The 21,673-nt window shown below is 34.0% G+C and carries 20 protein-coding genes; 1 reads left to right on the top strand and 19 read right to left on the bottom strand.

Going from position 1 to position 21,673, the window contains the following annotated elements:
• Positions 1–200: 200 nt before the first annotated feature.
• From speD to ACX6U0_RS14985, 14 genes are all read right to left on the bottom strand, one after another.
• A complete protein-coding gene (gene speD, locus ACX6U0_RS15050) occupies positions 201–587 on the bottom strand; it encodes an adenosylmethionine decarboxylase (protein WP_088002927.1) in 387 nt (128 codons plus the stop codon).
• Positions 588–920: 333 nt separating this feature from the next.
• A complete protein-coding gene (locus tag ACX6U0_RS15045) occupies positions 921–1,946 on the bottom strand; it encodes a glyceraldehyde-3-phosphate dehydrogenase (RefSeq protein WP_464960693.1) in 1,026 nt (341 codons plus the stop codon).
• Between the two features lie 101 nt (positions 1,947–2,047).
• The gene (gene coaE / locus ACX6U0_RS15040) at positions 2,048–2,641 is read right to left on the bottom strand and encodes a dephospho-CoA kinase (protein ID WP_464960692.1); all 594 of its coding nucleotides are present in this window, start codon (positions 2,639–2,641) and stop codon (positions 2,048–2,050) included.
• Between the two features lie 79 nt (positions 2,642–2,720).
• Positions 2,721–3,371, bottom strand: a complete 651-nt coding sequence (gene ytaF, locus ACX6U0_RS15035) for a sporulation membrane protein YtaF (RefSeq protein WP_464960691.1) — start codon at positions 3,369–3,371, stop codon at positions 2,721–2,723.
• 58 nt (positions 3,372–3,429) lie between these two features.
• Positions 3,430–4,263, bottom strand: coding sequence for a DNA-formamidopyrimidine glycosylase (gene mutM / locus ACX6U0_RS15030; RefSeq protein WP_464960690.1), 834 nt, complete (start codon positions 4,261–4,263; stop codon positions 3,430–3,432).
• Positions 4,264–4,283: 20 nt separating this feature from the next.
• On the bottom strand, positions 4,284–6,917 hold the full coding sequence (gene polA, locus ACX6U0_RS15025) for a DNA polymerase I (protein WP_464960689.1): 2,634 nt from the start codon (positions 6,915–6,917) through the stop codon (positions 4,284–4,286).
• A 268-nt stretch (positions 6,918–7,185) separates the two neighbouring features.
• The gene (locus tag ACX6U0_RS15020; RefSeq protein ID WP_464960688.1) at positions 7,186–7,359 is read right to left on the bottom strand and encodes a DUF4177 domain-containing protein; all 174 of its coding nucleotides are present in this window, start codon (positions 7,357–7,359) and stop codon (positions 7,186–7,188) included.
• Positions 7,360–7,569: 210 nt separating this feature from the next.
• Entirely contained in the window at positions 7,570–9,318 is a 1,749-nt protein-coding gene (pnpS, locus tag ACX6U0_RS15015; protein ID WP_464960687.1) for a two-component system histidine kinase PnpS, read from the bottom strand.
• Entirely contained in the window at positions 9,311–10,027 is a 717-nt protein-coding gene (locus ACX6U0_RS15010; protein ID WP_464960686.1) for a winged helix-turn-helix domain-containing protein, read from the bottom strand. The genes pnpS and ACX6U0_RS15010 overlap by 8 nt, the downstream gene beginning before the upstream one ends.
• Before the next feature lie 203 nt (positions 10,028–10,230).
• Entirely contained in the window at positions 10,231–10,701 is a 471-nt protein-coding gene (locus ACX6U0_RS15005) for a MaoC/PaaZ C-terminal domain-containing protein (RefSeq protein WP_464960685.1), read from the bottom strand.
• A 154-nt stretch (positions 10,702–10,855) separates the two neighbouring features.
• The gene (mdh, locus tag ACX6U0_RS15000; RefSeq protein ID WP_192602977.1) at positions 10,856–11,794 is read right to left on the bottom strand and encodes a malate dehydrogenase; all 939 of its coding nucleotides are present in this window, start codon (positions 11,792–11,794) and stop codon (positions 10,856–10,858) included.
• 31 nt (positions 11,795–11,825) lie between these two features.
• Positions 11,826–13,109, bottom strand: a complete 1,284-nt coding sequence (gene icd / locus ACX6U0_RS14995; protein ID WP_167374480.1) for an NADP-dependent isocitrate dehydrogenase — start codon at positions 13,107–13,109, stop codon at positions 11,826–11,828.
• Positions 13,110–13,228: 119 nt separating this feature from the next.
• On the bottom strand, positions 13,229–14,347 hold the full coding sequence (gene citZ, locus ACX6U0_RS14990; protein WP_464960684.1) for a citrate synthase: 1,119 nt from the start codon (positions 14,345–14,347) through the stop codon (positions 13,229–13,231).
• A 176-nt stretch (positions 14,348–14,523) separates the two neighbouring features.
• Complete coding sequence (locus ACX6U0_RS14985; protein WP_464960703.1) at positions 14,524–14,985, bottom strand: DUF441 domain-containing protein; 462 nt, start codon at positions 14,983–14,985, stop codon at positions 14,524–14,526.
• Positions 14,986–15,107: 122 nt separating this feature from the next.
• Here ACX6U0_RS14985 and ytvI point away from each other — a divergent pair, with 122 nt between their 5' ends.
• Positions 15,108–16,229 carry a sporulation integral membrane protein YtvI gene (ytvI, locus tag ACX6U0_RS14980; protein WP_464960683.1) on the top strand — a complete coding sequence of 374 codons (1,122 nt, stop codon included), beginning with the start codon at positions 15,108–15,110 and terminating at the stop codon, positions 16,227–16,229.
• 19 nt (positions 16,230–16,248) lie between these two features.
• Here the strand turns inward: ytvI and ACX6U0_RS14975 are convergent, their stop codons facing one another.
• The 5 genes from ACX6U0_RS14975 to accD all read right to left on the bottom strand — a co-directional run bounded on the left by ACX6U0_RS14975 (position 16,249) and on the right by accD (position 21,563).
• Positions 16,249–16,617, bottom strand: a complete 369-nt coding sequence (locus ACX6U0_RS14975; protein ID WP_464960682.1) for an FxsA family protein — start codon at positions 16,615–16,617, stop codon at positions 16,249–16,251.
• A gap of 97 nt (positions 16,618–16,714) precedes the next feature.
• Positions 16,715–18,469 (bottom strand): pyruvate kinase, encoded by a 1,755-nt coding sequence (gene pyk / locus ACX6U0_RS14970; RefSeq protein ID WP_464960681.1) that lies wholly within the window; start codon positions 18,467–18,469, stop codon positions 16,715–16,717.
• A gap of 125 nt (positions 18,470–18,594) precedes the next feature.
• Positions 18,595–19,554 (bottom strand): 6-phosphofructokinase, encoded by a 960-nt coding sequence (pfkA, locus tag ACX6U0_RS14965; RefSeq protein ID WP_464960680.1) that lies wholly within the window; start codon positions 19,552–19,554, stop codon positions 18,595–18,597.
• A 252-nt stretch (positions 19,555–19,806) separates the two neighbouring features.
• Entirely contained in the window at positions 19,807–20,763 is a 957-nt protein-coding gene (gene accA, locus ACX6U0_RS14960; protein ID WP_464960679.1) for an acetyl-CoA carboxylase carboxyl transferase subunit alpha, read from the bottom strand.
• Positions 20,763–21,563, bottom strand: a complete 801-nt coding sequence (gene accD / locus ACX6U0_RS14955; protein WP_464960702.1) for an acetyl-CoA carboxylase, carboxyltransferase subunit beta — start codon at positions 21,561–21,563, stop codon at positions 20,763–20,765. The genes accA and accD overlap by 1 nt, the downstream gene beginning before the upstream one ends.
• Between the last annotated feature and the right edge of the window lie 110 nt (positions 21,564–21,673).

Here is a 21,673-nt window from a genome sequence, read left to right as displayed (position 1 = left end):
CATTGACTTATGACCTCGAGGGGCAAACGCCTGGAACTAGACATCAAGAAATGTGGAGGCGACTGTTAAGCTCCGACAAGCATAAGACAAATACCATTTTGCCCCAATACAGCATTCCTTCAGATACTTCAAGAATTTATTTTAAAATCCATTTTTTCAGACGAAAAAAGAGAGGTGAATAATCACCTCTCTCCATTTTTTTAGTTACCACTAACAACTTTTACTTTATTAACTTGAATGGGACCCATTCCTCTAGGTAGCTCAACATTTTCACGCGTATCAGCTTCAAGAGCCTCAGCGATATAGTTTGCAGCTACATTTGGATCAATTCTATCACCGCAAGTGTAAACATCGATACTTGCATAACCATGCTCAGGAAAACTGTGAATAGTTAAATGTGATTCTGAAATGATTACGACACCACTAACGCCATGAGGAGCGAACTTGTGAAAAGCAACTTCACGAATTTCTGCACCCGAACGTAATGCAGCATCAACAAAAGTCTCCTCAATAAATTTCATATCATTTAATTTTTCTGTGTTACAACCCCATAATTCCGAAATGACGTGACGACCCATAGTATCCATATTCATTTCCCCCTTAAATAATTTTACATGACTCCTATTGCAAAAGTATGATCAACTACCACGGGGGAAAGTTAGTCCAAAGAGGTCCTAACCCTTTAAGTAGTTAGTTATACTTTTAGAAGTTCACGAAAGTTAGTATACTTTCTTTAAATTTGAATTGCAAGATAAATTTCATTTTTTTGTAATTTACTAGTTTAAATGTGAAAAAAATATGGATAAAACAAGCCATTTGCCCAATGCCAAGCAAGCATTCTTTTAAACTTCGAAAAGACTAGCCGATTCAATCAGCTAGTCATTTGTATTCGCTTACATTAATTTATGAGATTACGTTTGTTAATTTTGAACTGTTTCAAGCTTAGAGATTTTAGAAGCAACAATTGACACTAAGTCAACAACACGTCTAGAATAACCCCACTCATTATCATACCATGCTAGTACTTTCACTTTTCTACCATCAATCACCATTGTTGATAGTGAATCAATGATCGCAGAATGTGTATTACTATTGAAATCGATTGATACTAATGGTTCATCACAGAATTCAATGATTCCATGCATAGAGCCTTTAGAAGCCGTTTCAAATACTTCGTTTATTTCATCTACTGTTACATCTCTTTTTAAATCAACAACTAAATCTACAAGTGATACATTTGGCGTTGGTACACGTAATGCCATACCATGCAATTTTCCATCTAAATGAGGCAGTACTTTAGAAAGTGCTTTTGCTGCTCCCGTTGTTGTTGGAATGATTGACTGGCTACAAGCACGCGCTCTACGTAAATCCTTATGTGGATTATCTATATTCTTTTGATCATTTGTAAATGAGTGAACAGTCGTCATTAGACCATTTACAACTCCAAATTGCTCATCTAATACTTTCACAACTGGCGCTAAACAGTTCGTCGTACAAGAAGCATTTGAAATTACATTGTGTTTTTCTAAGTCTAATTTGTCATCGTTTACACCAATTACAACAGTGATATCTTCATTTTTACCTGGAGCAGTTAAGATGACTTTTTGTGCTCCTGCAGTTAGGTGCATTTTAGCTTTTTCTGCATCATTAAATTTCCCAGTTGCTTCGATAACGATATCAACATTTAGTTCGTTCCATGGAAGTAACTCTGGATTTCTCTCACTAATTAGGTCAACACGTTTTCCATCAACGATTAAATGATCTGTATTCGCTACAACTTCACCGTCAAACTTTCCATGAACAGTGTCATATTTTATTAAATGCGCTAAAGTTTCAGCTGGATAGCTAGCATTTATTGCAACGATGTTATAATCTGCATTTTTAATTGCTTGACGGAAAACCATGCGTCCAATTCGACCAAATCCATTTATTGCTACATTTACCATAAGTAAACCCCCAATTAAGTTATACTGATTTATTATATCCCCTTAATTAGTATAACACATAACACGGATTTTGGTTAAACTATTTACATTATTTCTATAAATTATTTTATTTTTTTTAATAAGTCCATTACTTGTTTTTTTGTATCCTCTAAATTTCCGTTATTATCGATCACAAAATCTGCTTTTTCTTCTTTTTCTTTCACAGGTATTTGTGACGATATTCTACTGATAGCCTCTTCTCTCGATAAATGATTTCGATTCATTAATCTACTTAACTGAGTTTCTTCATTTACTGTAACGACAATTACTTTTTCAACTAAATGTACTAAATTACTTTCATACAATAACGGTATGTCCATAATGACAAGAGTCTCGCCGTTTTCTAAATATGTATTTGTTTGCTCTAACATAACTCGTCTTACTTCAGGATGAACGATGGAATTTAATTGTAAGCGCTTTTCTTTATCATTAAAAATAATACTACCAAGTAGAGGGCGATTTATCTCTCCACTTTGTAGGACGATGTCAGGACCAAATGCTTCAATAATTTTTTTATAGGCAGGTTGTCCAATTTCAACTACTTCTTTTGCAATGATGTCTGCATCGACAATTGGTATGTTACATTCCTTCAAAAAATTTGAAACAGTACTTTTCCCACTAGCAATACTACCAGTTAATCCAAAAACTTTTCCCATTTATCTCTTCTCCTAACAAAGTTATAGAGGTACCAAATGGAAGAAATTCCATTCGGGTACACTCTAACAGATTGATTCACTACATCTTCATTAATCCTAGTAAAATCAAGAATACACCTGGTAAAAACGTTAATTTCTGAAGCCAACTATTCTGTGACAGAACATTTCCTAACTTCATACCAAACATTAAAAATAGCGCACTTGCAGTTGATGTTACGGCGGCTGTTAACAATGGTGAAAATCCCAACATTGATGCCCCAATACCAGCTCCAAACGCATCAAGTGATAGCGCAAAGCCTAGTAACATCGCTTCTAATCCATTAATACTACCCGAACGATCTAAGTCTGCCGCTGTAGGCTTTTTGAGTATCTTCACAACAATTCCGAGCACTTCAATTTCAAAATTGATGATTGTATCCTCAGAATCATTTTTTTCCTCAATGACTGAATTTGCCCCTTTATGTGATCGGTAAAATTGATATAAAACCCATAAGCCTATACATACTAGTACAAATCCACCAATTCTTTTCGCTATGATTGGTGAGAAAAAATTAGTTACCGCATGGCCGATCCCCATAGAGGTCATTAAAATAATCCCAGAGCAAATTGCAATTGTGATAATTGATTTCATAGGGATCTTCACTTTTCTAAGCCCATAAGTGAAACCAACGCTACAGCTATCTAAGCTTAATGCACATGCTAGTAGAATTAATGATAGCATATTTACCATAAAAATAGGCTCCTCTCTTTCGTACTCACGTTATAGTATGAAAGAGAGGAACCGTATGTTAATTTTTTTTAGGCTGACATGTAGGACAATACGAAGTACCTCTTCCACCAACTGTAATTTTTTCAATTGGCTGACCACAATTTACACATTCTAACCCTTTACGTCCATAAACTTTAATAATCTCCTGGAAAGTACCAATTTTACCTTGCGAATTCACATAAGATCGAATCGTACTCCCACCTAAATCAACTGCTTCTTGTAATGTTTCAGTAATGATTCTTGCAAGTTCTTTAATCTGTTTTGGTTTCAGTGCTGATGCTATCGTTTCTGGATGAATACCAGCTCTAAATAAAACTTCATCAACATAAATATTTCCTAGACCAACAACCAATTCCTGATCTAATAAAACAACTTTTATTTTTCTATTTGATTGTCCAATCTTCATCTTCAAATAGTCAGCGTTAAATTCATCTGAAAAAGGCTCTGGGCCAAGCTTAGCTAATGGTGGCTGGAATTGTTCCTCACCTTTTATAAATAAATGCATTGTTCCAAATTTACGTACATCTTGATAGCGAAGCTCTGTATCATCATCAAATAAAAATCTCACATGAGTATGTGCTGCTACAGGCTCATCAGCTGGAAAGACACGATATTTCCCTTCCATTCTAAGGTGTGAAACAAGGGTGAAATCCTTTAGCTGAAATAAAAGAAATTTTCCTCGACGATGAACATCCTCAACAGTTTGTCCTTGTAATAAAAACTGAAATTCTTCAATATCCTTAGGTAGTTTAATAATATTTTCCCATGAAACAATGACAGAAGAAATCGTCTTTCCAACGACTAAATCAAATAACGTTCTTCTTACGGTTTCAACTTCAGGTAATTCCGGCATTTACATTACTTCCATTCTATTTATTTTGCTTCAAACCATGATTCTCCAGAGTTATAATCCACTTTTAAGGGAACAACTAACTCAACAGCGTGTTCCATAACTTCTGGTACAAGTTTTTCTAAAATCACTAGTTCTTCTTTTGGTGCTTCTAAAATTAATTCATCGTGTACTTGTAAAATTAATTTCGCTTGAAGTTTTTCAGATTTTAACCGCTCATCCAATAAAATCATCGCTTTTTTAATAATATCAGCTGCACTTCCTTGAATAGGTGTATTCATAGCAGTTCGTTCCGCGAAACCTCGAACATTAAAGTTTGAGCTTGTGATTTCAGGAATGTAACGACGTCTATTTAAAATCGTACTAACAAATCCTTCTAATTTTGCTTTTTGAATGATATCAGACATATAATCTTTGACTTTAGGATAACTAGCAAAATATTTTTCAATAAAAATTGAGGCTTCTCGACGAGTAATACCAAGTCCTTGAGATAAACCATAATCACTTATTCCATAAACAATACCGAAGTTTACTGCTTTCGCTTGTCTTCTCATATTGCTCGTTACTTCGTCCTCGCTTACATGAAATACGTCCATTGCTGTTTTTGTGTGTACATCAAAATCATTTTTAAATGCTTCCATTAAATTTTCATCTTGTGCTATATGTGCAAGAACTCTTAATTCGATTTGAGAATAATCCGCTGCAAAAATAACCCAGTCTTTCTTTGATGCAACAAATGCTTTTCTAATCTTTCTTCCTTCTTCTAAACGAATCGGTATATTTTGAAGGTTTGGATCAATTGAACTTAATCGACCAGTTTGCGCTAACACTTGATTGAATCGTGTATGAACCTTCGAATCCGCTGCATTGATCACCTTTAATAAGCCTTCAACATAAGTAGAATTCAATTTACCAACTTGTCTAAAGTGTAAAATCATTCTAATAATCTCATGTTCAGATTCTAATTTTTCAAGTACGTCAGCTGAAGTTGAATAACCTGTTTTTGTTTTTTTACCTGAAGGCAGCTGAAGCTTTTCAAATAAGATGACACCTAACTGTTTTGGAGAATTTATATTGAACTTTTCACCTGCAAGTTCATAAATTTTCTCTTCAAGTTCTTTTAATTTACTTGCTAACTCAGTACCCATTGTCTTAAGTGTTTCTTCACGAACAGTTACCCCTTCAAATTCCATATCTCCAAGAATAAATGTTAAAGGTAGCTCTAATTCCGTTAGAAGCTCATATTGGCTATTTTTACGAAGTGATTCTTCAAGTGATTCCTTCAACTTACTGATCGCGATTGTTTTGCGAACAACGTAATCTGCTAATATTTCGCTAGAAGGTTGTGCTTGTTTAGCGCCTTTACCATAGATTGACTCAGCTGTTTGAATTGAAAAATTTATTTTTCCATTGATTAAATCAGAGAATTCTTTATTTGACTGAGCTGGATCATTTATATAAGAAGCTAGTAAAGGATCAAAGTTCACACCTTTTAAATGTATCTCTTTCCATTTTAATGCTACATATGCTCCTTTAGCATCGTAGACGTTTTTCTTCGCATGTTCATCCTCTAGCCATGTTTTAAAAACGTCAGAATCTAAGCCAACTGTAGTCGGAATAAAGAAATGACCTTTTTCATTTGATAAACCAAACCCTTGAATTACTTCAGTATGATAGTTCTCACCAATCATCTCAACAATTAAGCTAGAATCAGCGCTTAAGTGATCTTCACTAATTGTTTCAAGAACCTCAAACTTAATTTCTTCTAATTCCTCAGTTGGTTCATTTTCAAGCGATACACCTAGTTTTGTAAGTAATGATGTGAATCCAAGTGATTTAAAAAATTCTGCAACCTTGTCCATCTCAGCGTCTGGACGTACCGTATCATTCACTGTTAATTCAATCGGTGAATCTGTATTAATCGTCGCTAATTCTTTACTCATTAATGCTTGTTCTTTGTTTTCACTTAAATTTTGAAGAAGTTTCGCACCACTTACTTCATCAATGTTTTCATAAACACCTTCAACTGTTTTAAATTGTTTTAGAAGTTTGATTGCTGTTTTTTCACCTATACCAGGAACGCCAGGAATATTATCTGACTTATCTCCCATTAAACCTTTCATATCAACAATTTGCTCAGGCGTTAGTTCATATTTTTCTAAAATTGCGGCAGGCGTATATTCTTCGACCTCTGTAATTCCTTTTTTCGTCATACTAACTGTAATTTGCTCATCAACAAGCTGTAATAAATCTCGGTCTCCCGAAATGACCTTTACTTCATAATCTTCTTTTGAAGCTTGTTGAGCCAGGGTACCTATAATATCATCAGCCTCGTAATTTTCTAATTCGTAGCGTGCAATCCCATACGTATCTAATAATTGTCTTACAAGTGGAAACTGTTCACTTAATTCTGGTGGCGTTTTCTGTCTTCCACCTTTATATTCTTTAAACGTGCTATGTCTAAATGTTGTTTTCCCTGCATCAAAAGCTACAAGCATATGACTTGGTTTTTCATCTTCAAGAATTTTCATTAACATCATTGTAAAACCATAAATTGCATTCGTATGTACACCCTTATCGTTGCTCAAAAGTGGCAAAGCAAAAAAGGCCCTATAAGCAATACTATTTCCATCAATCAGTATGAGTTTCTTTTTCAAAATAAATCCTCCATATCATTAAGAAATGAGAAAGGCGTCTTTTTTATCGTAAAAAATATTTACGGGTTACGCTTATTTACTCGCATTTACCTATATTTTTCTGCGCGAGTTCCTTCTTTTTCCTGCTCTATTCATTTTATCTATATTTTACCATGAACTATTCACAAATGAAAAAGAGGTAGTCTAAGGAATCTTATTTTCCAAAAGAATCGAATCTCCAAAGGAGTGAACTTCTTTTAAGAAATAAAATCTTAGAACTTCCTCTTGATTAATCGTGTAGTTCTCTCTCAAAAATTAATTCAACACTCGCACCTTCTTGTGCTTTTTGATTATTTAATACTTGGTGCAATCGCCAACCACTTTTTGCATAATTCCCAACTACATCATAGTAATGACGGTTTGAGGATTTCGTGTTAACTTTAACAAATTCATATTCGTACATTGGCAACCCTCCACTATCATTTCTTATAATCATAATTTCCCCAAATTCGAGGAAGTAATATCAACAAAAAGTGAAAAAAAGTAAAAAAATCCCGAGAGCAGCTTCTGCTCTCGGTTTCATTCTAACTCCTTGGATGAAGGGGTTTTCATCATTACTATAACAACTTTATATTAACTATAATTAAATCTACTGTAAAATCCTTGTAAATTGTTATGAATTAATATGTTTATTCAGCGTTACAATAAATGATGTTCCATGGCCAAGCTTGCTTTCAACTTCAACTTTCCCTTTGTGAGCTTCAACAAGATGCTTCACGATTGCAAGGCCTAACCCCGTTCCTCCAGAGTTTCTACTTCTCGCTTTATCAACACGATAAAAACGTTCAAAAATACGAGATATCTCGTCTTTCCCTATTCCAACCCCTGTATCATTTACACGTACAACAATTTGCTCATTCGTTTCTGACGCTGTAATAAAAACTTTACCGCCTGTAGGAGTATAATGGATTGCATTGTCAATTAAATTGATAAAAACTTGTTTTAATCGCAGTGCATCTGCATTAACAACGAGTGGAGTTTTTAAATAAAGCGCAAAATCAATATCCTTTTCTTCAGCTTTTTGAATTAGCATTTGCTGTACTTCTTCAATAATAAGTTTTACAGACACATCCGCTCTGTCTAATTTGAAATTTTGTTGTTCAATTTTTGAAAGGTCCAATAAGTCTTGAATTAATGATTGCATACGATCACTTTCAGTTAAAATGATGGATAAGAAATTTTTACATAGCTCTTCATTCTCCATTGCTCCATCAAGTAAAGTCTCTGTGAAACCTTTAATTGAAGTAATTGGTGTTTTCAGTTCATGAGATACATTCGCGAAGAAATCCTTACGCACCTGCTCAAGTTTTTTCAATTCGCTTATATCATGGAAAACTAATACAATCCCTTTCCACTCATGATTTATACCAATAATTGGTGCTCCGTAAACTTCAAAGTGCTTTCTCTCGATAGAAAGTGGTAAGATGATTTGCTTTCTAACTTTTACTTCCTTCAGAAAAATTTCTTCAACTATTTCAACTATTTCTTTATGCTTAAATGCATCGTAATACAACTCACCAATAATGCTTCTAGAATCAACTTTAAATATTTCTTTATACGTTTTATTAATTAGGTTTACATGTCCTCTACTATTTATGAGAACAACGCTACTACCAATATTATGAATAAGTGTATTTAACCGATCTTGCTGCATTTCTTGTTGTGTCGTCATCTCTTGAAGATTTTTAGCTAATACATTCATCGATTGACTCAACATTGTTGTTGTTTCATTACTTTCGGTATATGTTCTAGCTTTATAATTCCCTTTTGATAACTCAATTGCTACTTGTGTAATGTCATCAATTGGTTTAGAAAATTGATGAGAATATCGAATGACTAAGACAATAATCGTCATCAGAACAAAACCTAATAAAGAAATTAATAATATCCAAATACTGCGATAAACTTCATTTATTGATTTAATCGAATAATCAATCAGGAGATAACGTGTGTCTCCATCCTTGTTTATCATTTTTTTCCCGTAAAATTTTTCATTATCATTTTCATGTTTTAGTTTTATGGCTTCATTATTCTTATCTAAATTTTTAAAGAAAAATGCTAGCGTACCTTTTGATAATTTGAGTTCATTATTTGATTTTGCTACTAAACGACTTTGATTGTCATATAAAAATACTTCAATATTCAAGTCTTCTGAAATACTGTTCATCGTTTTTACAGTAATATTATTTGGATTAGATTCGATAAAAGAAGCGATTAAATTAGTCTCTTTCTCGATTCTTTGGTCATAGCTTGTCAGATAGAATGACTTAAATGTCTGACCAAGGATAACTCCTAGGATGATTAAAATAACGATAATAATACTTGATAAACCATAAAGCAATTTCTGATTCAGTTTACTCATTGAATCTCGGTTCCTCTAGTTTATAACCTAATCCTCTAATTGTTTTAATGTATTGTGGTTTTTTTGAATCTTGCTCAATTTTTTCTCGCAAATGGCTAATATGGACGTCTACAATTCGAGTATCACCTGCAAAATCATAGTTCCAAACTGCACTTAATAATTGATCTCTTGTTAAAACTCTACCTTTATTTTTCGTCAAATATAATAACAGCTCAAATTCCTTAGGTGTTAATTCTAAAATTTGCCCTTGGAAATAAGCTTCATAGTATTCCGGTAATATTTTCAAATCCGCAATCATTAATGTATCAGTTTCATCATTCGTTTCGACCGGAGTTTCAGTAATTTTACTTCTTCTTAAAATCGCTTTAACTCTTGCTACAACTTCCCTAGGGCTAAATGGTTTTGTCATATAGTCATCAGCACCTAGTTCTAAGCCCAGAACTTTATCAAATTCATCATCTTTTGCTGTAACCATTAAGATCGGTGTTGTATTTCTTTGTAGACGTAATTCTTTACATACTTCCATACCATCTTTTTTAGGTAACATTAAATCTAGCACAATTAATTCTGGTTTTTCATCAATTGCTTTTTGCAATGCTTCATCTCCATCGATTGCTGTAACAACTTGAAATCCAGCTTGTTCTAGATTGAACTTAATTAACGTTAAGATATGTTCTTCATCGTCTACTACAAGAATTTTATTGTTCATTACATATTCCTCCAGGCTTTATTAGAAAACCTTCATCCAATATTTATCTCTATATCTTTTTTAATCATACTAAAATTTCTTTATTACGTAAATTTAAATACTTATTCTTTATCATCCCTAGTCGTGAAAATTTTATTGATGGATTAGCTATCACTTTAATAGGAAAAAAGCATAAAAAAAGAATGTCATATGACATTCTTCTCTTAAAAATTATCGTATAAAAGACTATTTGATTGCTCTACTGTTGGTGGAATAACTGTAATATTTCCAGACGCAATTTTATGTTGTGATTTATTTAAAACGCTTACATTTAATGATACTTCTTTATTTTTCAAATCAATATCAACTACTTCGAAGTGAATTGAGATTGTTTCATTATGGTGTAAGTGATGATGGTATTCCATTTCTTTTTTAATTTCATGGCTTCCAGGACCAGGTAAATGCTTTGTCACTGCAGCTGATACCATCCCACTAATTAAAACACCAGGTACAATCGGTTTCTGGAATTTTGTTTGTGATGCATAATTATATTCAGTATATAAAGGGTTTGTATCTCCAGTTAATGCGAGGTATAAATAAATATGTTTTTCTTCTATGTGTTCTGTAACAATTAACTTTTCACCAATTGATAATTCTTCAAGTTTTCGTCCGATTTTTGCTCTTTTCGTTAACATATTGAACCCCCTGTTTATCTTAATATTTTAAAAATTCTATAAACACCATCAATATTCCTGCTTTTATTTACATTTTACCCAATAAATCTACTTTATTTTTATATTTATATATAATAAAAAGGCTTGGTTTTAAACCAAGCCTTTTTCGTAACTATTAAGCTAAAACGTTCATTACGTTTTTAACTGCTTCAACTGAACGATCTAATGCCGCTTTTTCATCAGCCGTTAAATCTAATTCAATAATTTGTTCAATACCGTTTCCACCGATGATTGTTGGAACTCCTAAGTAAATACCTTTATATCCATACTCACCTTCTAAGTAAGCGATAGTTGGTAACACTCGACGTTGATCCTTAAGGATTGCTTCAACCATTTCAACTAAAGAAGCAGCTGGTGCATAATATGCACTACCATTTCCTAATAGATTTACGATTTCTCCGCCACCCTTACGAGTACGTTCAACAATTGCATCTAAACGTTCTTTTGGTATTAAGTTTTCTAATGGAATCCCACCTGCATAAGAGAAACGCACTAGTGGTACCATTTCATCACCATGTCCCCCAAGAACGAAACCAGAAATATCTTTAACAGATAAGTTTAATTCTTGTGCAACGAAAGTTCTGAATCGAGCTGTATCAAGAACACCTGATTGTCCAATAACGCGATGTTTTGGGAAACCAGATTCTTTGAATACCGTATATGTCATTGCATCAACAGGGTTAGTTAATACAACAATTGTACAGTTAGGAGAGTGCTTAACGATTTCGCGAGTAACTGCCTTCATAATGTTAGAGTTTGTTGAAACTAAATCATCACGGCTCATACCTGGTTTACGAGCAATTCCAGCTGTGATTACAACCACATCTGAGTTTGCTGTGTCAGCATAATCGCTTGTACCGATGATGTTTGCATCAAATCCTTGTACTGGACTTGCTTCAAGCATATCTAGCGCTTTACCTTTTGTAGGATTTTCTAATTGAGGAATGTCTACGATTACTACATCCCCTAATTCTTTTTGAGCAAGCAAGAAAGCTGTTGTAGCACCAGTAAATCCAGCACCTACTACAGAAATTTTACGTCTACGAATTGACATGTTAATTACCTCCCTTATGTTTACTCTTTAATTATACAAGAACTGATTCCATATTAGAAATTAATTCATTTGCAAATTCTGAGCATTTTACTTCAGTTGCGCCATCCATTAAGCGAGCGAAGTCATAAGTTACTACTTTAGAAGCAATAGTTTTCTCCATAGATTTTAAGATCATTGAAGCAGCTTCGTTCCATCCCATGTGCTCAAGCATTAATACGCCTGAAAGAATAACTGAAGACGGGTTAACTTTGTCTAATCCAGCATACTTTGGTGCTGTACCATGAGTAGCTTCAAAAATTGCATGTCCAGTTTCGTAGTTGATATTTGCTCCTGGAGCGATACCAATTCCACCAACTTGAGCAGCAAGTGCATCAGAAATATAATCACCATTTAAGTTCATTGTAGCAACTACATCAAACTCACGTGGTCTTGTTAAAATTTGTTGTAAGAAAATGTCAGCAATGCTGTCTTTCACAAGAATTTTGCCAGCTTTTTCAGCATCTTCCATTGCTTTGTTAGCAGCATCTTTACCGCTAGTTTCTACAATGCGATCATACTCAGCCCAAGTGAAAACTTTATCACCAAATTCTTGCTCAGCAACTTCATAACCCCAGTTCTTAAATGCACCTTCAGTAAATTTCATGATATTACCTTTATGAACTAATGTTAATGATTTACGGTTCTCTTGAATTGCATAGTTAATTGCAGCACGTACTAAGCGTTTTGTTCCTTCTTCAGAAATAGGCTTAATTCCAATTCCTGATGTTTCAGGGAAACGAATTTTATTAACACCCATTTCTTTTTGTAAGAATTCTAATACTTTCTGAACTGCTTCAGAACCTTTTTCGTATTCAATACCAGCATAAATATCCTCTGTATTTTCACGGAAGATAACCATGTCAGTATCTTCAGGACGTTTTACTGGAGAAGGTACACCTTCAAAGTAACGTACTGGACGTAAACATACGAAAAGATCCAATTCTTGACGAAGAGCAACGTTTAATGAACGAATTCCTCCACCAACTGGAGTCGTTAAAGGTCCTTTAATAGCGATCATATATTCTTCAATAGTGTTTAAAGTTTCTTGTGGTAACCATTCGCCAGTTACATTAAATGCTTTCTCACCAGCTAATACTTCTTTCCACTCGATTTGACGAGTGCCATTATATGCTTTTTCAACAGCTGCATCTAATACACGTGAAGATGCTGCCCAAATGTCTGGACCTGTCCCATCTCCTTCAATAAAAGGAATAATTGGATTATTTGGAACGTTTAACTCGCCATTTACTAATGTAATTTTTTCAGCTTGCATGATTTGCTCCCCCTTGAATAAATACTTAATTACATACTTATAGAGGAAGATTTCTCTTCCTCTCATTACTATACCATTATTATTCAAACATTAAATACTATTTTAAGTATTCAATATTTTTCTTATGCACGCTCTTCAATTGGAATGTAAGAGTTTTTCTCTGGACCTGTATAATCTGCACGTGGACGGATAATACGATTGTTATCATATTGTTCTAAAATATGTGCAGTCCATCCAGACATACGGCTAATTGCAAAGATCGGAGTAAATAGATCATGTTCAATTCCTAAGCTGTGATATACAGACGCAGAGTAAAAATCAACATTTGGTGGTATATTCTTTTGAGTTGTAACAATCTCTTCAATTTTTTCAGACATTGTATACCACTTTAATTCGCCAGTAATTCCACCTAGTTGACGTGACATTTCTTTAAGATGCTTAGCACGAGGGTCTCCACCACGATATACGCGATGACCAAATCCCATAATTTTTGCTTTTGCATCCATTTTTTCTTGAATGTAAGCCTCTACATTTTCAACATCACCAATTTCAGCTAACATTTTCATAACGCTTTCATTTGCACCGCCGTGTAAAGGTCCTTTTAAAGCACCGATAGCAGCCGTAATACCTGAATAAATATCAGATAATGTTGCTACGCAAACGCGTGCAGTAAATGTCGAAGCGTTTAATTCATGGTCTGCATGTAATACTAATGCTTTGTTAATTGCTTCTTCAGCGATTTCATTTGGTTCTTCACCTGTTAGCATATATAGGAAGTTTGCCGAGAATGAAAGATCTTTACGAGGAGCGACTGGTTCAAGCCCTTGACGAACTCGAGAAAACGCTGCCACAAATGTCGAAATTTTTGCTTGTAATTCAATTGCTTTTACATAATTTGAGTTTGCATCCATCGCTTCAGCATTCTCATCATACAATGCAAGCATTGAAATTACGGTACGTAGCACTGTCATAGGATGTACATCTTTAAAGTTAGTAGATTTTAAGAAAGTAATTACACCTTCTGGTAATTCCGCATGATCCGCAAGTTGAGCTTTTAACTCTTTAAGTTGCTCTTTGTTTGGTAATTTGCGGTGCCATAGTAAGTAAACTACTTCTTCGAAACTTGCAAATTCTGCTAATTCATCGATGCCGATACCTACATACGTTAATGTATCATCAATAATAGAACTTATAGAAGTTGTAGCAGCTACAACACCCTCTAAACCACTTTTAACTGTCATATTCCCCTCTCTCCTTTACGTAAAAAATTTCCCCTAGTGTTTTACATACATATACTGGTATAACACTTAAAATATACACGTGTATATGTAGAAAGGAACCCTACTATAACTTATTATAAACAATAATCTGACTTTTGTGAATGAAAACAATTTACTAAAATATAATTATTATTAAATTACTTAATAAAATCAACAATCCAAATGAATAGATATGCGATTCCAGCACCAATTAATGGCCCAACTGCAACCCCTTTAAATAAAGCAACTGACAAGACAGTTCCAAGTACTAATGCAGCTGTAATTTGCGGACTAGTTGCTAATAGATTTACGCCACCTTTTGCTAGTAGGGCAACTGCAATCCCTGATAATAAGGCAATCCACGCAACTGGAGTTTTTAGTGCTTCTCCTAAATGTTTAAAGCCAATTTCACCTGTTGCAATTGGCACTAATACTGCAATTGTTATGACAGTTACACCTAAATTTATTCCTTTTGATTGTAAATATGGAAATACTCTATCACCAATTGGAGTATATTTTAATAGTAACAATACTATAATTGAAATAATTAAGGAGTTATTTTTCGCGATTACACCAATTAATAATAGGATTACTAGGAATAATGTAGATTCACTCATTATTTTTTTCCTTTCTATGTATAATTTATTAATAAATACATTTAAACTTTACTATTATAAAAAAATAATTCTTGGTAAAATAGAACTGAGTTAACATAATTTCTCAAACGAAAGGGGGACGAAAAATGAGCCGAGATTTAGTTTACCAAATCATTCGTTTCTTATTTGTCACTACATGTATTATTCTCGGACTTTACGTGGCTTTGTTTGTATCAAAACTTACATATCCATTTATAATTGCTTTTATTATCGCTTTTCTATTAAATCCACTAGTAAATTTATTAAATGAAAAAGCTAAAATTCCGAGAGGGATCGCTGCTTTTATCTCGATTATTTTATTGTTGTCAGTTGTTGCTGGATTATTTACACTCTTAATTACTGAAATCATTTCAGGATCCACTTATTTAGTGCAAGTAGTACCCGAAAGCTTTCAACGTCTTGTGTATTTTGTAGAAAACATTGTGACCGATAAAATCATACCTTTATATGATGTTGTCATGAACGAATATAGTCAGCTTGGAGCAGGACAACAAGCAACCATTCGTACAAATATCCAGTCAATCGGAGATTCAGTTATTAACCTAGGAAAAGGCGCATTAAATGGGATTATTGATGGGATTAAATTGATTATTGCGGTACTACCAAATACTGCAACATTAATTTTTGTATCATTACTAGCTACCTTCTTTATTAGTAAAGATTGGTATAAAATTAAAAATTTATTTGCCATTTATACGCCTAAACGCATAAAACATTACAGCAAGACCATTTTTACAGATTTACGAAAAGCATTATTCGGTTTTATTAAAGCACATATTACTTTAATTTCTATGACAACAGTGCTTGTATTAATCGGATTATTAATTTTAAGAGTTCCGTTTGCTATTACAATTGCAATCTTAATTGGCCTAATTGATTTACTTCCTTATTTAGGCACCGGCTTAATTTTTGTTCCATGGATTCTATATACATTCTTAACTAGTGATTATTCTTTAACTATAGGACTTGCAATTTTATATGCAGTCGTAATTGTTCAACGTCAACTTGCAGAACCAAAGATTTTATCTTCAAATATCGGCTTACACCCACTTCCAACTTTAATTTCTTTATTTGTTGGATTTAAATTCCTTGGATTATTAGGATTAATCGTAGGTCCTGTTACCTTAGTAGTTTTATCTACATTGTATAGAGCAAAGGTTTTTCATGAGCTTTGGTACTATATTAGAGGGACACATAAAAAAACGTGAAAACTTAGTTTTCACGTTTTTATTTTTTTATATAACCCGTCCAAACAATGTTTCCTTTAAATTTTTTCATCACAATCATAAGTAAAAGTTGAACGAATTTAAGTCTGATTGGTTTAATTAATAAAATAATCGCAATTAAATCTGTGATTGGTCCAGGAATCGCTAATAATAATCCGATCAAGAAGAATGAAAGTCCTTCGACCATTAATACATCGGGCATTTTCCCAGCTCTGAACTGTTCAATTGCCTGTTGTTTTACTGTGATCCATACATTTTTTATAATGTACGAACCGATTAATAACGTACCAATTAACCATAAGAATACGGAAATTGACCCTATAAATCTACCAAGTATGATTAGAAAAATGAAGTCAATTATAGGAATCAACATTAGCCAACCGAAAAGTTTTTTCAGAGAACTCACCTCATTATTATTTTGGATGTAAAAAAAGAGAAGGAACATCGTTCCTTCTCTTTATTATATATTATAAGATACTTTTATGTCCTGTACTAACTATTCCACGAGAAGCATCTACTGTAACTGCTTGACCATTTACTAAGATATTCGTTGCATTTTCAACACCAACGATTACCGGAATACCTAAACTTACACCAACAACCGCAGCATGGCTAGTTAATCCGCCTTCTTCAGTAATAATTGCTGCCGCTCTTTCAATAGCAGGCATCATGTCTTTATCAGTACAATTTGTTACTAAGATACTACCAGAAGTAACTTTAGAAACAGCTTCTTCTCCAGTTTTTGCAACAACTACTTTACCTGCTGCAGATTTACGACCAATACCTTGACCTTGAGCGATTACATCTCCAACTACATGAATTTTCATCATGTTAGTCATTCCAGTTTCACCTACAGGTAATCCAGCAGTAATGATCACTGTATCTCCATTTGAAACGAATTTCGCTTCTTGAGCTGCATCCATTGCATGCTGTAGCATTTCATCAGTTGTGTTTGCTCTTTCTCTATATTGAGTTTGAACACCCCATACTAATGTTAAACGACGACAAATACGGATATCTGAAGTAATTGCTAAAATCGGTGCTTTTGGACGATATTTAGAAATCATTTTCGCAGTATGTCCGCTTTCAGTAGGTGCGATAATTGCAGCTACTTGTAAGTTTAATGCTGTAGCAGCAACAGACTGACCAATTGCATCTGTGATCGTACCTTTATTTTCTCTTTGGCGTTTTTTGAACAATTCATCATATTGTAGACTTTGTTCAATACGTAAAGCAATTGAGTTCATCATCGACACAGATTCTACCGGATATGTTCCTGCAGCCGTTTCACCTGATAACATAATTGCATCAGTTCCATCTAAAATTGCATTTGCAACGTCACTTGCTTCAGCACGTGTTGGACGTGGATTACGTTGCATTGAATCTAACATTTGAGTAGCTGTAATAACTGGTTTACCTAGAATATTACACTTTTTAATTAATGACTTTTGCACTAAAGGTACATCTTCTGGTGGAATTTCTACACCCATGTCTCCACGAGCTACCATTAAACCATCAGAAACTTCAAGGATTTCATCAATATTATCGATACCTTCTTGGTTCTCAATTTTTGTAATGATTTGGATGTATTCTGCACTATGTTTACCTAAAAGCTCACGGATTTCTAATACATCAGATGCTTTACGAACAAATGATGCAGCAATGAAGTCAATACCTTGCTCAATACCAAATTCAATATCACTTACGTCTTTTTCAGTAATACCAGGTAAGTTTACACGTACATTTGGTACATTTACACCCTTTTTATTCTTCACTAGTCCACTATTTAATACTTTTGTGCGAATATCTTTTCCTTCAATTCCGATTACTTCTAATCCAATTAGGCCGTCATCGATTAGGATTCTAGAACCAACATGCACATCTTCAATTAAACCTTCATATGAAACCGCAAATTTTTCAGCTGTTCCCATTACAGGCTCTGTTGTAATGATTACTTCATTACCAGTTTTTAATTCAGCTTGCCCACCTTCAAAATCTAACGTACGAATTTCAGGTCCTTTAGTATCTAATAAAATTGCTACTGTTTTACCAGTAATTTCTGACGCTTCACGGATACTCTTAATTCTTCCTGCATGCTCTTCATGTGAACCATGAGAGAAGTTTAATCGAGCAACATTCATACCTGCATTAATTAATTGTACTAATTTTTCTACCGATTCACTAGCCGGACCAATCGTACAAACTATTTTTGTTTTACGCATTTTTTACCCTCCAAATATATATAAAGAAAACTTAAATAAAATCATATTACTCAGTATAGCTTACATAAAGTATTAAAATACTGATTTTTACATGCGGAAACGATTGCTCAAAAAAAGTAGCTAACTTAGATTGAAAGCTCTTGAGATAGTTGATACATATCTTTATCAAGTTCATGTTTTTGTGCTAACGCTTCAATGATGTCATGGTCAACCAATTTATTATTTTGGATACCTACACAACGTCCACCTTTGCCTTCCATAAGGAGTTCAACGGCTTTAGCTCCTAAACGACTAGCAAGCACTCTATCTGCTGCGCTTGGTGATCCTCCACGTTGTACATGACCAAGGACAGTAACACGTGTATCAAAATTCGTTCTTTCTTCAATTACTTTACCGATTTCAATCGCACTTCCAACGCCTTCTGCAACTACAATAATACTATGCTTTTTACCACGTTCGTTACCGCGAGTTAATCTATTAATAATATCATCCATGTCATAGTCACACTCAGGAATTAAAATCGTTTCAGCACCATCAGCTAATCCAGCCCATAAAGCGATGTCTCCTGCATTGCGTCCCATTACTTCGATTACATAAGTACGTTCATGTGAAGTAGCTGTGTCACGAATCTTATCAATCGCGTCAATTACAGTATTAAGAGCTGTATCGAATCCAATTGTAAAGTCTGTTCCTGGGATGTCATTATCAATCGTACCTGGTACACCAACACATGGATAACCATGTTCAGTTAATTTTTTAGCTCCTTGGTAAGAACCGTCACCACCGATTACAACTAATCCTTCAATTCCAAACTTTTTCAGTTGTTCAATACCCTTCATTTGACCTTCTAATGTTTTAAATTCCGGACAACGTGCACTAAGTAATTTCGTACCACCGCGATGAATAATGTCACCTACTGAACCTAGTTCAAGTTTTTCGATATTTCCATTGATTAAGCCAGAGTATCCTTGATACACACCATATACTTCTAAGCCATGAAAAATCGCTTTACGAACAACTGCGCGCACTGCAGCATTCATACCTGGAGAATCTCCCCCACTTGTTAATACTCCAATTCTTTTCATATGTATCCACCTCAAATGATTTTCCATTAATACTTTATTAATTCATTTAAATAAAGTAACATGTTCTACCTTTTTAAACAATAGATATAATGTGAACTTTTTCATAAACTTGCATAGAAAAATGATTTTCTAAAATAATGCAAGTACAAAAACACAGATTTACAGATATTTTTTACAAATTCCTTAAAATAATACAAAAAAAGAGTATGCTCACATGATTGTTTCACACACTCTCGAAGTTAAATCTTAGTTTTATTTGTAAAAAGAAATTTGTCCTAACTTTGCGTGTTTATCATATCTTTGTTGAACTAGTTCTTCTTTATCCATTGATACAATTGATTTTAATGCATCATATAAATACTTATCAATGTTTTTCGCCTGTTGTTCAACATCATTTTGTGCTCCACCTTTTACTTCAGGTATCATTTGGTCTACAACACCTAATTCAAGTAAATCTGGAGCAGTAATTTTCATTGTTTCAGCAGCCCTACGAGCTTGAGAAGCATCTTTCCATAATAATGCAGCAGCACCTTCTGGTGAAATAACAGAATATGTTGAGTTCTCTAACATTAGTAATTTGTTACCAACGCCTAAACCAAGAGCTCCACCACTACCACCTTCACCGATTACGATACAAATTGTTGGTACTTTTAAACCTGCCATTTCAAATAAATTGCGGGCAATTGCTTCACTTTGACCACGTTCTTCAGCAGCTTTACCAGGGTAAGCACCTTTAGTATCGATAAATGTAATAATTGGTCTGTTAAATTTCTCAGCTTGCTTCATTAATCTTAATGCTTTTCTGTATCCTTCAGGATGAGGCATACCGAAATTGCGGCGTATATTTTCTTTTGTATCTTTGCCTCGTTGATGACCGATTACTGTGACAGGCAATCCATGATAAGAAGCAATGCCTCCTATAATAGCAGCATCATCACCGAATAGTCTATCTCCATGACATTCAAAGAAATCCGTAAATAATCGATTAATATAATCCATAGTTGTTGGACGTTCTGGATGTCTTGCTACTTGAACGCGATCCCAAACTCCCATGTTACCATATATTTCGTTTTCTAAAGTTTTTAAACGCTCTTCTAAACGTCTAATTTCTTCAGAAAAGTCTACGTCATGTTGGTTTGTATAAACCTTTAGTTCATCTATTTTTGTTTTCAGTTCATGTATCGGTTTTTCAAATTCTAACATAACCACTATTGAAGGACACCTCCTTGATGTAAATGAAGGATCGTATATAATTTTGAACGCATTTCTGTACGTGGAAGAACTGCATCAAGTTGTCCATGATTTAAGAGAAACTCTGCTGTTTGGAAATCCTCAGGCAATTCTTCACGAATCGTTTGTTCAATAATACGACGGCCAGCAAATCCAATTAACGCTCCTGGTTCTGCAAAATTAAAATCACCTAATGATGCAAAACTTGCCGATACTCCACCTGTTGTAGGATTTGTTAAGATTGAAATTGCTAAACAACCAAGTTCGCTATGTCTATTCAGCGCAGCACTTGTTTTAGCCATTTGCATTAAGCTTAAAATACCTTCTTGCATTCTTGCTCCACCAGATGCAGTGAAAATAATGAAAGGTAAAAACTCTGAAGATGCACGCTCGATTGCTCTCGTAATTTTTTCACCAACAACAGATCCCATACTTCCCATTCTAAATCTTGAATCCATCACAGCAATTACAACAGGAATCCCGTCAATTGTTCCTTTTCCTGTTACTACAGCTTCGTTTAAATCAGTCTTTTTACGATCACTTTCAAGTTTTTCTATATAATCTGGGAAATGTAAAGGATTCGAAGAAATCATATCTTTATCAAACTCTTCGAATGAAGCTTCATCTAGTAAAAATTCAATTCTTTCAAAGGCAGTCATTTGATGGTGAAAACCACAATTACTACATACTTTTACATTTTTTATTAATTCTTTCGTTATACTTATTTTTTTACATTTAGGACATTTTGTCATAACACCATCAGGTAAATCTTGTTTCATTACTTCTGAAGGTATGGATGCATATTTTTTCTTTTTGGAAAATAAGTCTTTTATTTGCAACCTAATTCCTCCTAACTTTTTTAGTACTAAATACTAATAGGATACAATAA

It is taken from the genome of Gottfriedia sp. ABJ_BB2_2 (genome assembly GCF_055484705.1).
The sequence above is the reverse complement of the archived record's forward strand: the minus strand, read 5'-3'. Positions and strand labels throughout refer to the sequence as shown.